The organism is Curtobacterium caseinilyticum (genome assembly GCF_030363035.1).
GTDB lineage: Bacteria > Actinomycetota > Actinomycetes > Actinomycetales > Microbacteriaceae > Curtobacterium > Curtobacterium caseinilyticum.
Genome location: NZ_JAUCMN010000002.1, coordinates 226,420 through 243,602, shown reverse-complemented (window position 1 = coordinate 243,602; position 17,183 = coordinate 226,420). Strand labels below are relative to the sequence as shown.

Below are 17,183 nucleotides of genomic sequence, written 5' to 3'. Positions count from 1 at the left end.
GTCCGGGTCGCTCGGCGAGGCAAGATCCCGAAACGGTCACGACGAGTTGACACCCCGGTACGGAACCCTCAGTATGTGAGCGCTCACACGAGCACAATCCCACGGGGCACAGCAGCCCCGGCACCCGAGTGCGTCGATGTCGACGCGCAGGAACAGAGGAACTTCGATGATGAAGCGCAGGATCGTCGCGGGCGTCGCAGCCTTCGGCATCGCCATCGCACTGGCCGGCTGCTCCGCCGGCGGACGCGGCGCCACCGGCAGCGGTGACGGCGGCGGCGACAACAAGGGCGCCCTCGTCGGCGTCGCCATGCCGACCAAGGTCTCCGAGCGGTGGATCAAGGACGGCGACGCCGTCAAGAGCGACCTCGAGAAGGCCGGCTACAAGGTCGACCTCGAGTACGGCGACAACAAGGTCCAGCAGCAGGCCCAGCAGGTCTCCAACATGATCACCAAGGGCGCCAAGGTCCTGATCATCGCGTCGATCGACGGCGGGGCCCTGTCCGACCAGCTCGACCAGGCCGCCAAGGCCGGCATCAAGGTCATCTCGTACGACCGCCTGCTCACCGGCAACAAGAACGTCGACTACTACGTGTCGTTCGACAACTACAAGGTCGGCGTCGACCAGGCCACCTCGCTCCTCACGGGCCTGGGCGTCCTCGACGACAAGGGCGAGAAGACCGACAAGAAGGGCCCCTTCAACATCGAGGTCTTCGCCGGCTCGCTCGACGACAACAACGCGGGCTTCTTCTTCAACGGCGCGATGGACACCCTCAAGCCGTACCTCGAGGACGGCACGCTGAAGATCCAGTCCGGCCAGGACCAGCTCTCGCAGGCCGCGACGCAGCAGTGGGACCCGGCGACCGCCAAGGCCCGCATGCAGAACCTCGTCGCGAAGTCGTACTCCGGCGGCACCACGCTGAACGGCGTGCTCTCGCCCTACGACGGCATCTCGATCGGCATCATCTCGGCCCTCCAGGGCGCCGGCTACGGCACCTCGGACCGCCCGCTCCCGATCGTCACCGGTCAGGACGCCGAGGCCGCCTCGGTCAAGTCGATCATCGCCGGCCAGCAGTACTCCACCATCTACAAGGACACCCGCAAGCTCGCGAAGCAGTCCGTCACGATGGCCGAGGACCTGCTCAGCGGCAAGAAGCCCGAGGTGAACGACACCAAGAGCTACGACAACAAGGTCAAGGTCGTCCCGACCTACCTGTTCCAGCCCACCGTCGTGACCAAGGACAACTACAAGGAAGTCCTCGTCGACAGCGGGTACTACACCGAGGCCGACCTCAAGTAGGTCCCTCGACCCGCGGCCGGCGCACGCCGGCCGCGGGAGCGACACGGTCGCAACCACCCACAGGACGGGAGGCGCGGTGCACGCCCGCACCGCGCCTCCAGTCCGTCTCCACCCGCGCGCACGCGCGGACGACGGAAAGGCGGTCCCACATGGCGGACACCATCCTCGAGATGCGGGACATCACCAAGACCTTCCCCGGTGTGAAGGCGCTGCAGGGCGTCTCCATCGAGGTGGAACGCGGCCAGGTCCACGCGATCTGCGGCGAGAACGGCGCAGGCAAGTCGACCCTGATGAAGGTGCTGTCGGGCGTCTACCCGCACGGCTCCTTCGACGGCGAGATCCTGCTCGACGGTCAGCCGGTGAAGTTCGGCACCATCAACGACTCCGAGGCAGCTGGCGTGGTCATCATCCACCAGGAGCTCGCCCTCAGCCCGTTCCTGTCGATCGCCGAGAACATCTTCCTCGGCAACGAGCGCGTCAAGGGCGGGCTCATCGACTGGAACCAGACGAACCTCGAGGCGGCGGCGCTCCTCAAGCGCGTCGGCCTCAAGGACAACCCCGTCACGAAGATCGTCGACATCGGCGTCGGGAAGCAGCAGCTCGTCGAGATCGCGAAGGCGCTCTCCAAGGAGGTCAAGCTCCTCATCCTCGACGAGCCGACCGCCGCGCTGAACGACGACGACTCCGAGCACCTGCTCGAGCTCATCCGCTCGCTGCAGGCCGAGGGCATGACGGCGATCATCATCAGCCACAAGCTGAACGAGATCAAGGCGATCGCGGACAAGGTCACGATCATCCGTGACGGCAAGACCATCGAGACGCTCGACATGCACGGCGACGAGGTCTCCGAGGACCGCATCATCCGCGGCATGGTCGGCCGCGACCTGTCGAGTCGCTACCCGGAGCGCGAGAACCCCGTCATCGGCGAGGAGCTCCTGCGCATCGAGGACTGGACCGTCCACCACCCGCTCGACGGCTCGCGCGAGATCATCCACCAGGCGAACCTCAACGTCCGCGCGGGCGAGGTCGTCGGCATCGCCGGGCTCATGGGCGCCGGTCGAACCGAGCTCGCGATGAGCGTGTTCGGGCACTCGTACGGCACCGGGATCTCCGGCACCGTCTACAAGCGCGGCGTCCCGATCAAGACGAACACCGTCACGCGGGCGATCGACAACGGCATCGCCTACGCCACCGAGGACCGCAAGCGCTACGGCTTGAACCTGATCGACGACATCAAGCGGAACATCTCCGGGTCGGCGCTCGGCAAGCTCGCCGACTGGGGCTTCGTGAACGCCTCGAAGGAGACCACGGTCGCCGGGTCGTTCCTGAAGAGCATGAACATCAAGGCCCCGTCGGTGAACGCCGTCACGGGCAAGCTCTCCGGCGGCAACCAGCAGAAGGTCGTCCTGTCGAAGTGGATGTACGCCGACCCCGACGTGCTCATCCTCGACGAGCCCACCCGCGGCATCGACGTCGGCGCGAAGTACGAGATCTACACGCTCATCAACAGCCTGGCCGACCAGGGCAAGGGCGTCATCGTGATCTCGTCCGAGCTGCCCGAGCTGCTCGGCATCTGCGACCGCATCTACACACTCTCCGAGGGCACCATCACCGCCGACGTGCCCCGCTCCGAGGCCACCCCAGAGGTCCTCATGCAGTACATGACCCAGGAACGGGAGACCCCTGTCAATGAACGCGCTTAAGTCCGCCGCCAGCTACCTCACCGGGCAGCTCCGACAGATCGGCCTGTTCATCGCGCTGATCGTCATCGTCATCTTCTTCCAGGTGACGACGAGCGGCATCACGCTGGCCCCGATCAACGTCTCGAACCTGATCGTCCAGAACAGCTACATCCTGATCCTCGCCATCGGCATGGTGATGGTGATCATCGCCGGCCACATCGACCTGTCCGTCGGTTCGGTCGTCGCCTTCACCGGCGCCATGGCCGGTGTGATGATCACCCAGTGGGGCATCCCGTGGCCGATCGCGGTCGTGCTCTGCCTGGTCATCGGCGGTCTCGTCGGCGCGTGGCAGGGCTTCTGGATCGCCTACTTCGGCATCCCGGCCTTCATCGTGACCCTGGCGGGCATGCTCGCCTTCCGCGGTGCCGCGCAGATCGTCCTGCAGAACCAGCAGATCTCGCCCTTCCCGGACGGCTTCCGCTCGCTCGGCTCGGGCTTCCTGCCGTCGTTCGGCACCTCGGGCTACGAGCCGCTGACGATGATCCTCGGCCTCGCCGCCGCGGCGATCATGGTCGTCGTCTCGCTCCGTGGTCGTGCCACCCGTCGCAAGTACCAGCTCGAGAGCGAGCCGTTCGTCTGGTTCATCGTGAAGCTCGCCTTCGGTGTCGCGCTCGTCGTCTACGTGGCCCTGCTGCTCGCCAGCTACAACGGCACCCCGATCGTGCTCGTCGTCCTCGGCCTGCTCGTCGTCGTGTACTCGGTCGTCATGCGGAGCGCGGTCTTCGGCCGCCACGTGTACGCCATCGGCGGCAACGTCCTGGCGGCGCAGCTGTCCGGTGTCAAGACGAAGCGCGTGACCTTCATGCTCTTCGTCAACATGGGCGTCATCGCGGCGCTGGCGGGCGTGGTCTTTACCGGCCAGCTCAACCTCGCCGCTCCGGGTGCCGGCAACGGCTTCGAGCTCGACGCCATCGCGGCCGTGTTCATCGGTGGCGCAGCGGTCACCGGCGGCATCGGCACGGTGCCGGGCGCGATCATCGGTGGTCTGATCATCGGTCTGCTCAACAACGGCATGTCGATCCTCGGTGTCGGCACCGAGTACCAGTCGCTCATCAAGGGCCTGGTGCTGCTCGCCGCCGTCGCGTTCGACGTGTTCAACAAGCGCCGGGCGGCGTCCGCGCGCAAGTAGCGTCCGGCTTCCCTGCCCCGAGACTCGGGCTGGGCGACACATCTCACGCCGATCGGCGCGAGAACGGTCGCCCAGCCCGAGTCTCGTTCCGTCGGGCCTCGTCCGGTCAGGCCGTCAGGACGGCCCACCCGCCGGCCGGGAGGCGCAGGGTCCCGTCCCGCAGGTCGCCCCCGCCCGCCTCCACCCGCGTCGCGTCGGCCGCGGGCACCTCGACGGGGTCGTCCGCCAGGTTCAGGGCGGTCACCACCGCAGCGTCGGCCGTCGCGGTGCGCAGGACCACCGCCGTGTTGGTCAGGTGCGCGACGTCGGTGTGCGCGCGGTGCAGCCAGGGGTTGCGCCGCCGCAGGGCGACGAGCGCCTCGACCGCGTGGGTCAGGTCGGTCGGTTCCGGCGGGTCCGCCGGGAGTTCCGGGCGGACCGCGTCGTCGCCGCCCTCGCGCTCCTCCTTGACCGCCGTCCAGCCGTACTCGTCGCCCGCGTAGACGACCGGCGTGCCGGCGACGGTGAACAGCACCGCGGCGGCGTGGCCGGCGAACCGCTCCCCCACCGCGCTGGCGATCCGGGTGACGTCGTGGTTGCCGACGAACGTGGTGGGGACGAACGTGGCGAGCAGGGCGTCGTGGCGCTCGACGGCGTGCGCGAGCTCGAAGCAGTTCCGGTCGGCGATCCCGTGCCAGACCGCCTGCCACAGCTCGTACTGCGTCGTCGAGTCCATCGTCGACGCCCCGACGATCGCGGCCGCGTCGCCGTGGATGACCTCGCCGCTGAACCAGGCGTCCGGGAACCGCTCGCGCACGCGGGGCAGCACCCGGGCCCAGAACTCCGGCGGGACCGCGTACGCCGCGTCGAGCCGCCACCCGTCGACGCCCCGGCCGAGCCAGTACGTCATCACCTCGACGACCAGGTCCTCGGCGGCCGGGGAGCCGTGGTCGAGTGCGACGAGGATGTCGTGGCCCTCGAAGTCCCCCACCGGGACGGGCTGCCCCGGATGCCAAGCGGACCAGTCGACGGCGAACAGGTCGGCGGTCGGTGCCTCGCGGCCGTGTTCCTCGAGTGCCCGGAACGCCGGGTGCTCCCTGCCCACGTGGTTGAAGACGCCGTCGAGCACAACGCGGACGCCGCGCTCGTGGGCGGCGGCGACGAGCGCGTCGAGGTCGGCGTCGTCACCGAGACGTGGGTCGATGCGGAAGTGGTCGACCGTGTCGTAGCCGTGCGTCGAGCTCGCGAAGACCGGGCCGAGCAGCAGGCCGTTCAGTCCGAGGGCGACCACGTGGTCGAGCCACGGCACGAGCCGCTGCAACCGGTGCTCGACTGGCCGCTCGTCGACCGGTGTCGTCGGACGGACCTCGGCGCCGACGGCGCCGAGCGGGTAGACGTGCCACCACATCACGTGCTCGACCCAGGCGGGCTCGGGCGGGCGGGAGCTGTTCGGGTCCGGGTTCACCGGTCCGATGCTGCCAGCCGTGCCTGGGCTGTGCGCGGGACCGGACAGCGGGACCAGGATGGACGCCATGGGCAGAGCGATCAGGACGGCAGTGGACGCGTCGGCATCGGAGCAGGCGCACGCGGAGCGCACCTGCGCCTCGTGCGGTCGACGGATGCCGTCCTCCGCCGCAGCCGACGCGAAGTACTGCTCCGCCGCCTGCCGCGGGCACGGCCTCGACGACACCGACCGGGCACTCGAGCAGCGGATCGACGAGCTGCTGGCCGCACGTGCGCGGACGTCGAGCATCTGCCCGTCCGAGGTCGCCCGGTCGATCGCGCCGGACGACTGGCGTCCGCTCATGGAGCCGGCTCGTCGGGCCGCGCGCCGGATGGTGGCGCGCGGTGAGGTCGAGATCACCCAGGGCGGCAGCGTCGTCGACCCGTCCACGGCCAAGGGACCGATCCGGATCCGTCGACCCCGGTAGGGAACACCTGTCGTCCGCGGGTGTTGCACCCGACGATGACGACCACCACAGAACCGACTCCCACCCGTCCCGAAGCCCTCGTCGTGGGTGCCAGCGGCATCACCGGGTCCGCCCTCGTCGACCACCTGCTCGCGCTCGGCTGGTCCGTGACCGCGCTGTCCCGACGACCCCTCGCCCGCGACGGCGTCCGCACCGTCGCCGCCGACCTGCGTGACCCGGAGTCCCTGCGCGTGGCACTGGCCGGAGAACGACCGACGCACGTGTTCTTCACCGCGTGGCAGCGGCAGGAGACCGAGTCCGAGAACATCCGCGTGAACGGCGGCATGGTGCGCGACCTGCTCGCCGCCCTGGCTCACGCGCCGCTCGAGCACGTCGCCCTGGTCACCGGGCTCAAGCACTACCTCGGGCCGTTCGAGGCGTACGCCGCCGGGGAGATGCCGGACACGCCCTTCCACGAGGAGGAGCCCCGTCTCGACACCCCGAACTTCTACTACGCGCAGGAGGACGAGCTCTTCGCCGCCGCCGAGCGCCAGGGGTTCACGTGGTCCGTGCACCGCTCCCACACGGTCATCGGGCACGCGGTCGGCAACGCGATGAACATGGGGCTGACGATCGCCGTGCAGGCCACCCTCGCGAAGGAGCTCGGCCTCGACTTCGTGTTCCCCGGCAGCGAGGCGCAGTGGAACGGGCTCACCGACATGACCGACGCCGGCATCCTCGCCGAGCACATGGTCTGGGCGGCGACCAGCCCGGAGGGCGCCGACGAACCCTTCAACGTCGTGAACGGCGACGTGTTCCGCTGGCGGTGGATGTGGCCGCGCCTGGCCGCGCACCTCGGGGTCGACCCGGCGCGCGTCGTGGGGTTCCAGGACCGCGCACGGCCGCTCGAGGAGCAGATGGCGCCGTACGAGTCCGCGTGGGCCGGGATCGCCGAACGCCACGGCCTGGCCGAGTCGGACATCACCCGCCTGGCGTCGTGGTGGCACACGGACGCGGACCTCGGCCGGGCGATGGAGGTCGTCACCGACATGGGCAAGAGCCGCGAGGCCGGGTTCACCGCCTTCCGACGGACGGAGCGGGCGTTCACGGAGCTGTTCGACCGCTACCGAGCCGAGCGCCTCATCCCGTAGGGCGCAGCAGGCCGTACCCCGCCGGAGTGGAGCGGGGTACGAGAACCTCAGCCCCAGCCGCGAAACGCGGTGCGCGCCCTGGTTGTGTCGGTGCCACAGACGCCGGGAGCCCTCGGCGGTTCCCGGAGGAAGGAAGACACCATGTCGCTCGGAGACAAGGCCAAGGACGTCACGCAGAAGGTCGTCGGCAAGGTCGAGGAGGCCGTCGGCAAGAAGACCGACGACGCCGAGCTCACCCACCAGGGCCAGAAGGACCAGGTCATGGGCGAGGGACGCCTCGACAAGGAGAAGGCCAAGGACGCGTTCGACGGCAAGTGATCGTCGCGATCCACTGACGCCCGCACCGCCCGTCGGTGCGGGCGTTCGTCGTTCGTGGGCGTTCGTCGTTCGTGGGCGGTCGTCGTTCGCCGGCGGTCGTCGTTCGCGGCCGGTCGTCGTTCGCGGGCGGCCGGGGTCATGACCGCGACCGTGTCAGAAGGCGTAGCGGATGCGGCAGGACGGCAGGTGCTCGGCGACGAGCTCGCGGAAGCGCTCGACGAGCTGGCCCTTCATGCCGGACCGGTAGCGCACGTTCACGGCACCGTTCTGCGACACCTTCTGCTCCTGCAGGTCCGGACGCCACAGCAGGTCCTCGGCCTTCGGGTGCCAGCCGAGGTTCACCTGGTGCAGGGGCTCGTTGTGCGTGAGGAAGATGACCTCGGCCGCGAGCTGTGCCTTGGCCGCCGGCGACAGGACGTCGTCGACCTGCCGCAGGAGCTCGGCCCAGTCGGACTCCCACGTCGGGGTGAGGATGACCGGTGAGAAGTTGAGATGGACCTCGTACCCGGCGTCCACGAAGTCGTTCACGGCGGCGATGCGCTCGGCGATCGGACTCGTGCGGATGTCCGTCACCTTCGCCGTCTCGTGCGGCATGAGGGAGAACCGGATGCGGGTGCGCCCCATCGGGTCCCAGTCGAGCAGGTCGCGGTTGACGTACTTCGTGGCGAACGACGCCTTCGCCGTCGGCGTCATCCGGAACAGGTCGCAGAGGTCGCGCACGTTGTCGCTGATCATCGCGTCCACCGAGCAGTCGCTGTTCTCGCCGATGTCGTACACCCAGGCATCGGGGTCGCACTGGTTCGGCTCGGCCTTCGGGCCCTGCTTGGCGATGTTCCGCGCCACGTGCTTGGTGATCTGCTCGATGTTCGCGAACACCGTGACCGGGTTCGAGTACCCCTTGCGCCGGGGCACGTAGCAGTAGGCGCACGCCATCGCGCAGCCGTTCGCGGTGGACGGGGCGATGAAGTCCGCCGACCGCCCGTTCGGCCGGGTGACGAGCGACTTCTTGACGCCGAGGACGAGCGCCTCGGTCTTGATCCGGACCCAGCGCTGCACGTTGCGCTCGTCGCCGTGGACCTCGGGGATGTTCCAGTGCGACGCGACGGGCACGATCTCGGCGTCCGGCCAGCGCCCGAGCACCTCCTGCCCCCGCGGGAGCTCGAGGGCGGCGTCCTCGGCGTAGATCCGCTTGACGTCGAGCATCGGACGGGTGCGCGCTTCGGTCATCCGCACCTGTCTACCGCCGACCACCGACGGTGCAGACTCGGGAGCATGACCGCCGAACCCGACGACCACTTCTTCGTCGTCGACGGCCGCCGCTGGCGCCGCACCGACCCCGCGCTGCCCGAGGACCTCGCCGCCGCGCTGCGCTCCCACCTCGGCCGCGGGCGGAGCAGCGCCCGGCAGGCGAAGCGCGCGGGCGACGAGGACGCCCTGGCCGACGCTCGGCACCGCAACGGCCTGGCGAAGCACGGGCTCGGCGAGCGCGGCCCCGAGTGGTGGACGCGCCCCGAGGCCGACCGCATCGCCGACGCCCGCCGCGCCCTGGCCGACCTCGACGCCCTCGACGCCTGACCTCGCTCGATGTCGCCCACCCGGTCCTTCCCAGAACGCCCACGATGGGAAGCGAGAACGGGCGTACCTGGTCAGAAGTTCTGACCAGGTACGCCCGTTCTCGCCAGGTACGCCCGGAAGCACCCGGTGCCCCTGAGCGCCCGGTACCCCCGGAAGCACCCGGCGCCCTCGAGCGCCCGGCGCGGGCTACGCCTCGGTGTGGCCGAGGTCGGGCTCGACGAGCAGGCACACCGTGCGGGATGCACTCGCGTGCAGCTCCAACACGACGACCTCGTTCCGACCGGCGCGGAGCACCGGCCCCGGCACGGCCAGGGTCTTCTGCGGCCCGCGCGACCAGTAGCGACCGAGGCAGAACCCGTTCACCCAGGCGACGCCCTTGCGGAAGCCGTCGAGCGACAGGTACCGGTCCCCCGGCGCCGCGAGGTCGAACGACCCCGCCGCGAACGCCGGACCGGCCAGCACGTCGCCGTCGGTCGGTTCGGTCGCGGCCAGCACCGACAGCGCCGCGGGGGCGATCGGGTCGAGGGCGAGCGGTGACGCGGTCCACCGGGCGAGCGGGACACCGTCGACGGCCACGGCGCCGATGAGACCCTTCGGCTCGCCGATACGGGGGCCGTAGTCGACGCGGCCCTGGTCCTCGACGAGCAACTCGAGCGTGCCGGTGACCGGCGGGAGCGTGATCGCCCGGTCGTGGTGCTCGCGCTCGAGCACCCCGACGACGACCCCGTCGACCGAGACCACCGCGCGGTCGCGGACCTCGGTGCCGACGGTCAGGACGCCGCCGGAGGGCAGGTCGACCTCGGTCCGGTAGAGCACGAAGCCGCTGGCGGCCCCGAGCGCGTCGAAGGTCGGCGGCTCGTCGTGCGCCGACCAGTCCGTGAGCGCGGGCAGCAGGGATCCCAGCGACGCGGCCCGGTCGAGGCGGACGGCGACGTCCGCGACGGGGGCGGGGCGTGCCTCCCGGCCTGCGTCGACGGCGACGTCGAGGCGACCCGACCCACCCGGCTGCATCGCAGCAGGCAGCGGCGGGACCGGTGCGTAGCGCTCGATCACCGACCGGAACGCGTGGAACTTCTCCGTCGGGCGGCCGGCCTCGTCGAGCGGGGCGTCGTAGTCGTACGACGTCGAGATGGGCCGGTACACCCCCTTGTCGTTCGCGCCGTTCGTGAAGCCGAAGTTCGTGCCGCCGTGGAACATGTAGATGTTGACGGAGCCACCGGCGGCGAGCAGGTCGTCGAGGTCCGCAGCCGAGGCCGAGGCCGGCGTCGTGTGGTGGTGCTCGCCCCAGCTGTCGAACCAGCCGTCCCAGAACTCGGAGCACATGAGCGGGCCGGTCGGCTGCGCCTGGCGGAGGCGCGCGAGGCGCTCGACGGAGCGGGACCCGAACGAGCCGGTCTTGTGGAGCGAGGGCAGCGAGCCGTCCTCGAGCATGGTGCCCATCGGCTGGTCGACGCTCGTGAACGGCACCGTGAGTCCGATGTCGCGGTGCATCTGCTCGAGCTCCCGCAGGTACGACGGGTCCGAGCCGTACGCGCCGTACTCGTTCTCGACCTGCACGAGCACGATCGGCCCGCCCTGGTCGATCTGTCGCGGGACGAGCACCGGCGCGAGCTGCTCGAGGTAGCCGCGGACGGCGGCGAGGAAGCCCGGCTCGTTCCGGCGGACGCCGACGGTGCCGTCGGTGAAGAGCCAGTACGGCAGGCCACCGTTCGACCACTCGGCGCAGATGTACGGGCCGGGGCGGACGATGGCGTGCATGCCCTCCGCGGCGACGAGGTCGAGGAAGCGGCCGAGGTCGAGCCCGCCGTCGAAGCTGAACGCGCCGCGGGACGGCGCGTGCGCGTTCCACGCGACGTAGGTCTCGATGGTGTTCAGGCCCATGAGCTTGGCCTTGCGGATCCGGTCCTGCCAGAGGTCCGGGTGCACGCGGAAGTAGTGGATCGCGCCGGAGAGGACCCGGTGCGGCTCGCCGTCGAGCAGGAAGTCGGTGTCGCCGATGGCGAAGCGCATGGACTGGAGCCTTTCAGGGGTCGGGGCCGTGCGGATGATCCGCACGGCCCCGGAGGTTGACGAGTCGGGCGACTACTTCGAGGTGACCGTGAAGCCCTGGTCGTTGCCGTACTTCACGAGGGCCTTCTGCCAGGCCTCGAGACCGCTCTCGAGCGAGGTGCCGTTCTGGTACGACTGGCCGACGGTGTCCGCGTAGACGCTGTTCGCGTAGACCTGGTACGGCAGGTAGGTGAAGTCGTTGGCCGAGGTCTTCGACGCGTCGACGAGCACCTCGTTGATCTCCTGGCCGCCGAAGTACGCCGGCTTCTCCTGCAGGAACGCGCTCGAGTCGAGGTCGGCGGTGGTCGACGGGAAGCCACCGGACTCCATGAAGACCTTGGTCGACTCGGTCGACGAGTTGAGCCACTTGAGGAAGCCCGCGGCGAGTGCCGGGTTCTTCGACTGCTTCATGACGACCTGCGAGCTGCCGCCGTTGCTGGCCGTCTGGGCCTTGCCGCCGTCGTAGGTCGGCATCGGGGCGACGCGCCAGTCGCCCTCGGCGTCCGGCACGCTGGCCATCAGGTTGCCGGGCATCCAGGCACCGGTGACCATCGTGGCGATCTGGCCGTTGCCGAGCTGCTTGTACCAGTCGTCGGTCCAGCCGGTGGTCTTCGAGAGCAGACCGCCCTCGACGAGCTGGTCCCAGGTCTTCGTCCACTTCTTCGTGCCCTCGTCGGCGAGGTTGATCGTGACCTTGTCGCCGTCGGTCGTGAACGGCGTGCCACCGGCCTGGGCGATCATGCTCGTGGTGAAGCCGGCGTCGCCGGAGTCCGCCGCGATGTACTTCGACGGGTCTGCGGCGTGCAGCTTCTTCGCCGCCGCGATGTACTCGTCCCACGTCTTCGGGACGGCGATGCCGTACTCGTCGAAGACCTTCTTGTTGTAGAACAGCGCCATGGGGCCGGAGTCCTGCGGCAGGCCGTAGACCTTGCCGTCCATCGAGACGTTGCTCCAGGTGCCCTTCGAGAACTTGCTCTCGAGGTCGTCGAAGCCGTACGACGACAGGTCGACGAGCGAGTCGGACAGCGCGAACTGCGGCAGGGCGTAGTACTCGACCTGGGCGACGTCGGGGGCGCCCGAGCCGGCCTTGATCGTGTTCTGCAGCTTCGTGTACTGGTCGGCACCGGTACCGGCGTTCACGAGCTTGACCTTGACCTTCGGGTACTGCTTCTCGAAGGCGGCGATCTGGTCCTTGGCGGACGGGGTCCAGGACCAGTAGGTCAGCGTGCCGCCGTCCTTGAGCGCCTTGTCGATGTCGTCGGACGAGCCGCCGGAGGACGAGCCGCCGGAGGCGCAGGCCGCGAGGGCGATGGCGGCGGTGACGCCGATGGCGAGGGCGCTGAGCCCGCGCCGGATGCGCTTGTGCATGGTGCCTTCCACTTCTTCGTGATGGGGGTGTGCTGTGGTGCTGGGGGTGGGACCGGCGGGCAGTCCGTGGCGGACGCGCACCGTGCCTCCCGGCCGGACGGTCCTGGCGGCGGACCGGCGGCCGGGCGGCGGGGTCAGGCCTTGACGGACCCGGCCGCGAGGCCGGACTGCCAGAAGCGCTGCAGGAAGAGGAACGCGACCACGATCGGGATGATCGTGAGGAGCGATCCGGTGACGACGAGGTTGTAGATCGGCTGCGCGCCGGAGCCGGTGGCCTGCGCGTTCCACTGGTTGAGGCCGACAGTCAGGGGGTACCACTTCGGGTCGCTCAGCATGATGAGCGGCAGGAAGTAGTTGTTCCAGGTCGCGACGACCGCGAAGAGCAGGACGGTGACGACACCGGGGGTGAGGAGCTTCAGCGCGATGGTGAAGAAGATCCGGAACTCGCCGGCACCGTCCATGCGGGCGGCCTCGATGAGCTCGGTCGGGATCGCGTCGATCGCGTACGTCCAGATGAGGTACATGCCGAACGGGCTGATGAGCGAGGGCAGGATGATCGCCCACGGGGTGTTCGTCAGGCCGAACTGCGAGAACAGCAGGAACGTCGGGACGGCCAGGGCGGTGCCGGGGACGGCGATCGCACCGAGGACCACGGCGAACACCGCGCGGCGACCCGGGAACTGGAACTTCGCCATGCCGTATCCCGCCACCGTGGCGAGCAGCGTCGCGCCGCCGGCACCGACGACCACGTACAGCAGCGTGTTGCCGAGCCACTGCATGAAGATGCCGTCGTTGTACGTGACGGTGTCGACGATGTTCTGCCAGAGGGTGAAGTCGCCGCCGAACCACAGGCCGAACGTCGACAGCAGCGACGCCTGCGTCTTCGTGCTGTTCACGAGCAGGTAGAAGAGCGGGGCGAACGAGTAGACGACGAAGACGACCATCACCGCGGTCAGGAGACCGGAGCGCTTGACCTTGCGTCCGTCGACGGGCTTGCGGTTCTTCCTGGAGGCACGGGGCGACCGGTCGCGCGGGTCGCGCTGCGTCGTGGTCGCCTCGGTGACCGTGGCCGGGGTGGTCGCGCCGGCGGCGGGCTGCTGCAGGGTGCTCATCGGTTCTCCTGGCGGGTTCCGCGGACCTGGACGACGTACGCGATCACGGCGGTGATGACACCCATGACGATGGCGACGGTGGCGGAGTAGTTGAACTGCTGACCGCTGAAGGACAGCGAGTAGGCGTACATGTTCGGGGTGAAGGCGCTGCCGATGACGTTCGGGGCGAGGGTCTTCAGCAGGTTCGGCTCGTTGAAGAGCTGGAAGCTGCCGATGATCGAGAAGATCGTGGCGATGACCATCGGGCCACGGAGCGCGGGCAGCTTGATCGAGAAGACGGTGCGGAGCGGGCCGGCGCCGTCGAGCTCGGCGGCCTCGTACAGCTCGCCGGGGACGACGCGGAGGGCCGCGTAGAAGATCAGCATGTTGTAGCCGAGGAACTCCCACGTGACCACGTTGCCGATCGACGTGAGCACCCAGGTCGGGCTGAACGGCTGGAGCAGGTCGATGCCGAGCGCACTGTTCGCGGCGCCGGTGAGGCCGAACTGGTTGCCGTAGATGAAGCCCCAGATCAGCGCTGCGACGACGCCGGGGACCGCGTAGGGCAGGAACACCGCGATGCGGAAGAACCCGGTGCCCCACAGACGTGCACTGTCGAGCGCGAGGGCGGCGACGAGCGCCAGGCCGAGCATGATCGGCACCTGCACGAGCAGGAAGAGCGTGACCCGGCCGAGGCCCTCCCAGAACTTGCTGTCCTGGAAGAGCGTCACGTAGTTGGCGAACCAGACGAACTGGTTGCCGCCGACGAGCTGGTCGCGGAACAGGCTGAGCCAGAGGGCGTACCCGATCGGGACGATGAGCATCGCCACGAGGACCACGACGAAGGGACCGACGAAGAGCCAGCCGGTGTACCGCCCCCGGGGCTTCGGGCGGCGTGCGGTCGGCCGCGGGGCGGACGCCGCCTCGGCCGGGCGCGCTGCGAGCGTGCTCATGTGACTCCCTTGTCTGCTGCGTTCGGGTCCTCCGGGTCGAGCGGCTGCGCTCGTCCGCGCGGTGGCGGCGATCCGGAGGGACGTCGATGTTGACGTCAACATCGAACGACGTCACCGTAGCATGGCAACGTCAACATGCGCTAGCGTGCGGGCATCCCGGTCGTCGTCCCCGCGACCGGCGGACCGGGGAGGAGCGTGCGTTGAGCACCGAGCTGACCGCTGCGCGACGCGCTCCGTCGATGGCCGCCGTCGCCGATGCCGCCGGCGTCTCCATGCAGACCGTCTCGCGGGTGGCGCGCGGCTTCGACAACGTCAGCCCGGAGACGCGCGACCGGGTGCAGCGCGCCATGGCCGAACTCGGCTACCGACCGAACCGGGCCGCGCGGGCTCTACGGTCCGGACGATTCCGGACCATCGGCGTGGTCATGTTCACGCTCGCGTCCTTCGGCAACATGCGCACGCTTGAGGCCATCTCCGCCGCAGCGGCCGCCGCGGACTTCACCATCACGCTGCTCCCGATGGCGTCCCGTACCGGCGAGGGTGTCCGCTCGGCACTGTCCCGGCTGCACGAGCAGGCCGTCGACGGTGTCGTGATCGTGATCGAGTCGCACATCATCGACACCGCCGAGGTCGCGCTGCCCGACGGCGTCCCCCTGGTCGTCGTCGACTCCACGGGCACCACCGACCGGCCGTCCATCGACATCGACCAGGCCGAGGGTGCCCGGCTCGCGACCCAGCACCTGCTCGACCTGGGCCACGAGACCGTCTGGCACGTCGCCGGCCCGGTCGGGTCGTACTCCGCAGACCGACGGCTCGCCGCCTGGCGCGACACCCTCGAGCACGCCGGACGAGCGGTCCCCCCGGTCTTCACCGGCGGCTGGGCGAGCTCGGACGGCTACCGGGCAGGGCAGGAGATCGCGGCACGGCCGGAGGTCACGGCTGTCTTCGCGGTGAACGACCAGACGGCGCTCGGGGTGCTCCGCGCCGCGCACGAGGCCGGTCGGTCCGTGCCGGGCTCGCTCAGCGTGGTCGGCTTCGACGACTTCCCCGAGTCGGAGTCCTTCTGGCCGCCGCTCACCACCGTGCACCAGTCGTTCGACGAGGTCGGCCGCCGTGCCGTCGCGACGCTCCTGGCGCAGATCGAGGGCGCGCCGGCCGGACCGTCGACCGACCTCGTGCCGGTGCGTCTGGTGGAGCGCGCGAGCACGGCGCCGCCTGCCTGACCATCCCCCGCTCCCGGTGCCGGGCGCGGCCCGGACTCGCGGCTTCCTGGTCGAACCGGGCGTACCAGCTCCTTTCGGGCGAGACCGGGCCTCGCGGCTGCCCGGCCGAACCGGGCGTACCAGATCGTTCCGGGCGTACCGGGTCGTTCCGGGCGCGGCCGGGCCCGGCGGCGGCCTGGTGGATCCAGGCGTACCGGGTCGTTCCGGGCGTACCTGGTCCTCCAGGACGACCAGGTACGCCCGAATCCGCCAGGTACGCCCGATCCCACCTGGTGAGCCCGGCACGCCCGGCACGCCCGCGTCGCCGCCCGCCCGCCTGACCGCGCCGATCACTCCGCCCCGCGCTTCGCGCCCCGCGCCTGGCCGGACACCGCCCCGCGCTTCGCGCCCCGCGCCCCGCGCCCGGCCGGACACCGCCCCGCGCCCCGCGCCCGGCGCCCCGCGCCCCGCGCCCCGCGCCCGGCGCCTGGCGCCTGGCCGGACACCGCCCGGCCGGACACCGCCCACCGCGGAGCAGACTGGGCGCATGACCACCTTCTCCACCGTGAGCGTGCTCGGCGCCGGTGTCCTCGGCACCCAGATCGCCCTGCAGACCGCGCGGCACGGCATCCCCGTCGTCGTGTACGACATCAGTGACGACGCCGTCGCCGCCGGGCGTGAGCGCCTGGCCGGCATCGTCGAGCAGTACCTCGGCGACGCCGGCCAGGACGCACGCCCCGACGCCGAGGCCGCCGTCGACCGGATCTCCTTCGCCACCGACCTCGCCGAGGCCGTCGCCCAGGCCGACCTGGTGATCGAAGCGGTCCCGGAGCGACTCGACCTCAAGCGGGACGTGTACGCACGGCTCGCCGAGGTCGCACCCGCCGACACCGTGTTCGCCACGAACTCCTCGACGCTGCTGCCGAGTGCGATCGCCGACGCCACCGGCCGCCCGGACCGCTTCCTCGCGCTGCACTTCGCGAACCACGTCTGGCGGCAGAACACGGCCGAGGTGATGGGCACCGAGCAGACCGATCCCGCGGTGGTCGACCGCGTGGTCGCCTTCGCCGAGGAGATCGGCATGGTGCCGATCCGCCTGCGCAAGGAGCAGCCGGGGTACGTGCTCAACTCGCTGCTCGTCCCGCTCCTCGACGCCGCCGCCGGGCTGGTCCTCCGCGGGGTCGCGGACCCGGAGACGATCGACACGACCTGGCGCATCGGCACCGGGGCACCGGTCGGTCCGTTCCAGATGTACGACGTGATCGGTCTCCGCACGGCGCACGCCGTGGCGAGCGCCTCCCCCGAACCGGGCGCGCGTGCCTGGGCGGAGTACCTGCGCACCGAGTACCTCGACCAGGGCAAGTACGGCGTGGAGTCCGGCGAGGGGTTCTACCGCTACCGCTGACCTGAGCACCCCTA

At 70.2% G+C, this 17,183-nt stretch carries 15 protein-coding genes; 9 read left to right on the top strand and 6 right to left on the bottom strand.

Annotated elements, in window-relative coordinates; all coding sequences use genetic code 11:
- Positions 1-166: 166 nt before the first annotated feature.
- The 3 genes from chvE (at position 167) to mmsB (ending at position 4,168) form a co-directional block, all read left to right on the top strand.
- Entirely contained in the window at positions 167-1,297 is a 1,131-nt protein-coding gene (gene chvE / locus QUG93_RS03610; protein WP_289472279.1) for a multiple monosaccharide ABC transporter substrate-binding protein, read from the top strand.
- Between the two features lie 149 nt (positions 1,298-1,446).
- Positions 1,447-3,000, top strand: coding sequence for a multiple monosaccharide ABC transporter ATP-binding protein (gene mmsA / locus QUG93_RS03605; RefSeq protein WP_289472278.1), 1,554 nt, complete (start codon positions 1,447-1,449; stop codon positions 2,998-3,000).
- Entirely contained in the window at positions 2,987-4,168 is a 1,182-nt protein-coding gene (mmsB, locus tag QUG93_RS03600; protein ID WP_289472277.1) for a multiple monosaccharide ABC transporter permease, read from the top strand. Before mmsA ends, mmsB begins: the two co-directional genes overlap by 14 nt.
- A gap of 106 nt (positions 4,169-4,274) precedes the next feature.
- Here mmsB and QUG93_RS03595 read toward each other — a convergent pair whose 3' ends face one another.
- On the bottom strand, positions 4,275-5,555 hold the full coding sequence (locus tag QUG93_RS03595; protein WP_289472608.1) for an alpha-amylase family glycosyl hydrolase: 1,281 nt from the start codon (positions 5,553-5,555) through the stop codon (positions 4,275-4,277).
- A 124-nt stretch (positions 5,556-5,679) separates the two neighbouring features.
- On the opposite strand from QUG93_RS03595, the gene QUG93_RS03590 reads away from it, so the two are divergent.
- The 3 genes from QUG93_RS03590 (at position 5,680) to QUG93_RS03580 (ending at position 7,526) form a co-directional block, all read left to right on the top strand.
- Positions 5,680-6,078, top strand: a complete 399-nt coding sequence (locus tag QUG93_RS03590; protein WP_289472276.1) for a DUF3253 domain-containing protein — start codon at positions 5,680-5,682, stop codon at positions 6,076-6,078.
- Between the two features lie 35 nt (positions 6,079-6,113).
- Positions 6,114-7,208, top strand: a complete 1,095-nt coding sequence (locus tag QUG93_RS03585) for an SDR family oxidoreductase (protein WP_289472275.1) — start codon at positions 6,114-6,116, stop codon at positions 7,206-7,208.
- 141 nt (positions 7,209-7,349) lie between these two features.
- Positions 7,350-7,526, top strand: a complete 177-nt coding sequence (locus tag QUG93_RS03580; RefSeq protein WP_152999032.1) for a CsbD family protein — start codon at positions 7,350-7,352, stop codon at positions 7,524-7,526.
- A 153-nt stretch (positions 7,527-7,679) separates the two neighbouring features.
- Here QUG93_RS03580 and QUG93_RS03575 read toward each other — a convergent pair whose 3' ends face one another.
- Positions 7,680-8,753, bottom strand: a complete 1,074-nt coding sequence (locus QUG93_RS03575; RefSeq protein ID WP_289472274.1) for a spore photoproduct lyase family protein — start codon at positions 8,751-8,753, stop codon at positions 7,680-7,682.
- A gap of 45 nt (positions 8,754-8,798) precedes the next feature.
- Between QUG93_RS03575 and QUG93_RS03570 the strand changes: the two genes are divergently transcribed.
- Positions 8,799-9,101 carry a biopolymer transporter Tol gene (locus QUG93_RS03570; protein ID WP_289472273.1) on the top strand — a complete coding sequence of 101 codons (303 nt, stop codon included), beginning with the start codon at positions 8,799-8,801 and terminating at the stop codon, positions 9,099-9,101.
- 186 nt (positions 9,102-9,287) lie between these two features.
- Here the strand turns inward: QUG93_RS03570 and QUG93_RS03565 are convergent, their stop codons facing one another.
- The 4 genes from QUG93_RS03565 to QUG93_RS03550 form a co-directional block, all read right to left on the bottom strand.
- A complete protein-coding gene (locus QUG93_RS03565) occupies positions 9,288-11,111 on the bottom strand; it encodes a glycoside hydrolase family 35 protein (protein ID WP_289472272.1) in 1,824 nt (607 codons plus the stop codon).
- A gap of 72 nt (positions 11,112-11,183) precedes the next feature.
- Positions 11,184-12,518, bottom strand: a complete 1,335-nt coding sequence (locus QUG93_RS03560; RefSeq protein ID WP_289472271.1) for an ABC transporter substrate-binding protein — start codon at positions 12,516-12,518, stop codon at positions 11,184-11,186.
- 134 nt (positions 12,519-12,652) lie between these two features.
- Positions 12,653-13,630 carry a carbohydrate ABC transporter permease gene (locus QUG93_RS03555; protein WP_289472270.1) on the bottom strand — a complete coding sequence of 326 codons (978 nt, stop codon included), beginning with the start codon at positions 13,628-13,630 and terminating at the stop codon, positions 12,653-12,655.
- Positions 13,627-14,562: a carbohydrate ABC transporter permease gene (locus QUG93_RS03550; RefSeq protein WP_289472269.1), complete on the bottom strand. Its 936-nt coding sequence runs from the start codon at positions 14,560-14,562 to the stop codon at positions 13,627-13,629. The genes QUG93_RS03555 and QUG93_RS03550 overlap by 4 nt, the downstream gene beginning before the upstream one ends.
- Before the next feature lie 239 nt (positions 14,563-14,801).
- Here QUG93_RS03550 and QUG93_RS03545 point away from each other — a divergent pair, with 239 nt between their 5' ends.
- Together QUG93_RS03545 and QUG93_RS03540 are read left to right on the top strand one after the other, a co-directional pair.
- Positions 14,802-15,785 carry a LacI family DNA-binding transcriptional regulator gene (locus tag QUG93_RS03545; protein ID WP_434533078.1) on the top strand — a complete coding sequence of 328 codons (984 nt, stop codon included), beginning with the start codon at positions 14,802-14,804 and terminating at the stop codon, positions 15,783-15,785.
- 526 nt (positions 15,786-16,311) lie between these two features.
- A complete protein-coding gene (locus QUG93_RS03540; protein WP_289472267.1) occupies positions 16,312-17,169 on the top strand; it encodes a 3-hydroxyacyl-CoA dehydrogenase in 858 nt (285 codons plus the stop codon).
- The last annotated feature ends 14 nt before the right edge of the window (positions 17,170-17,183 follow it).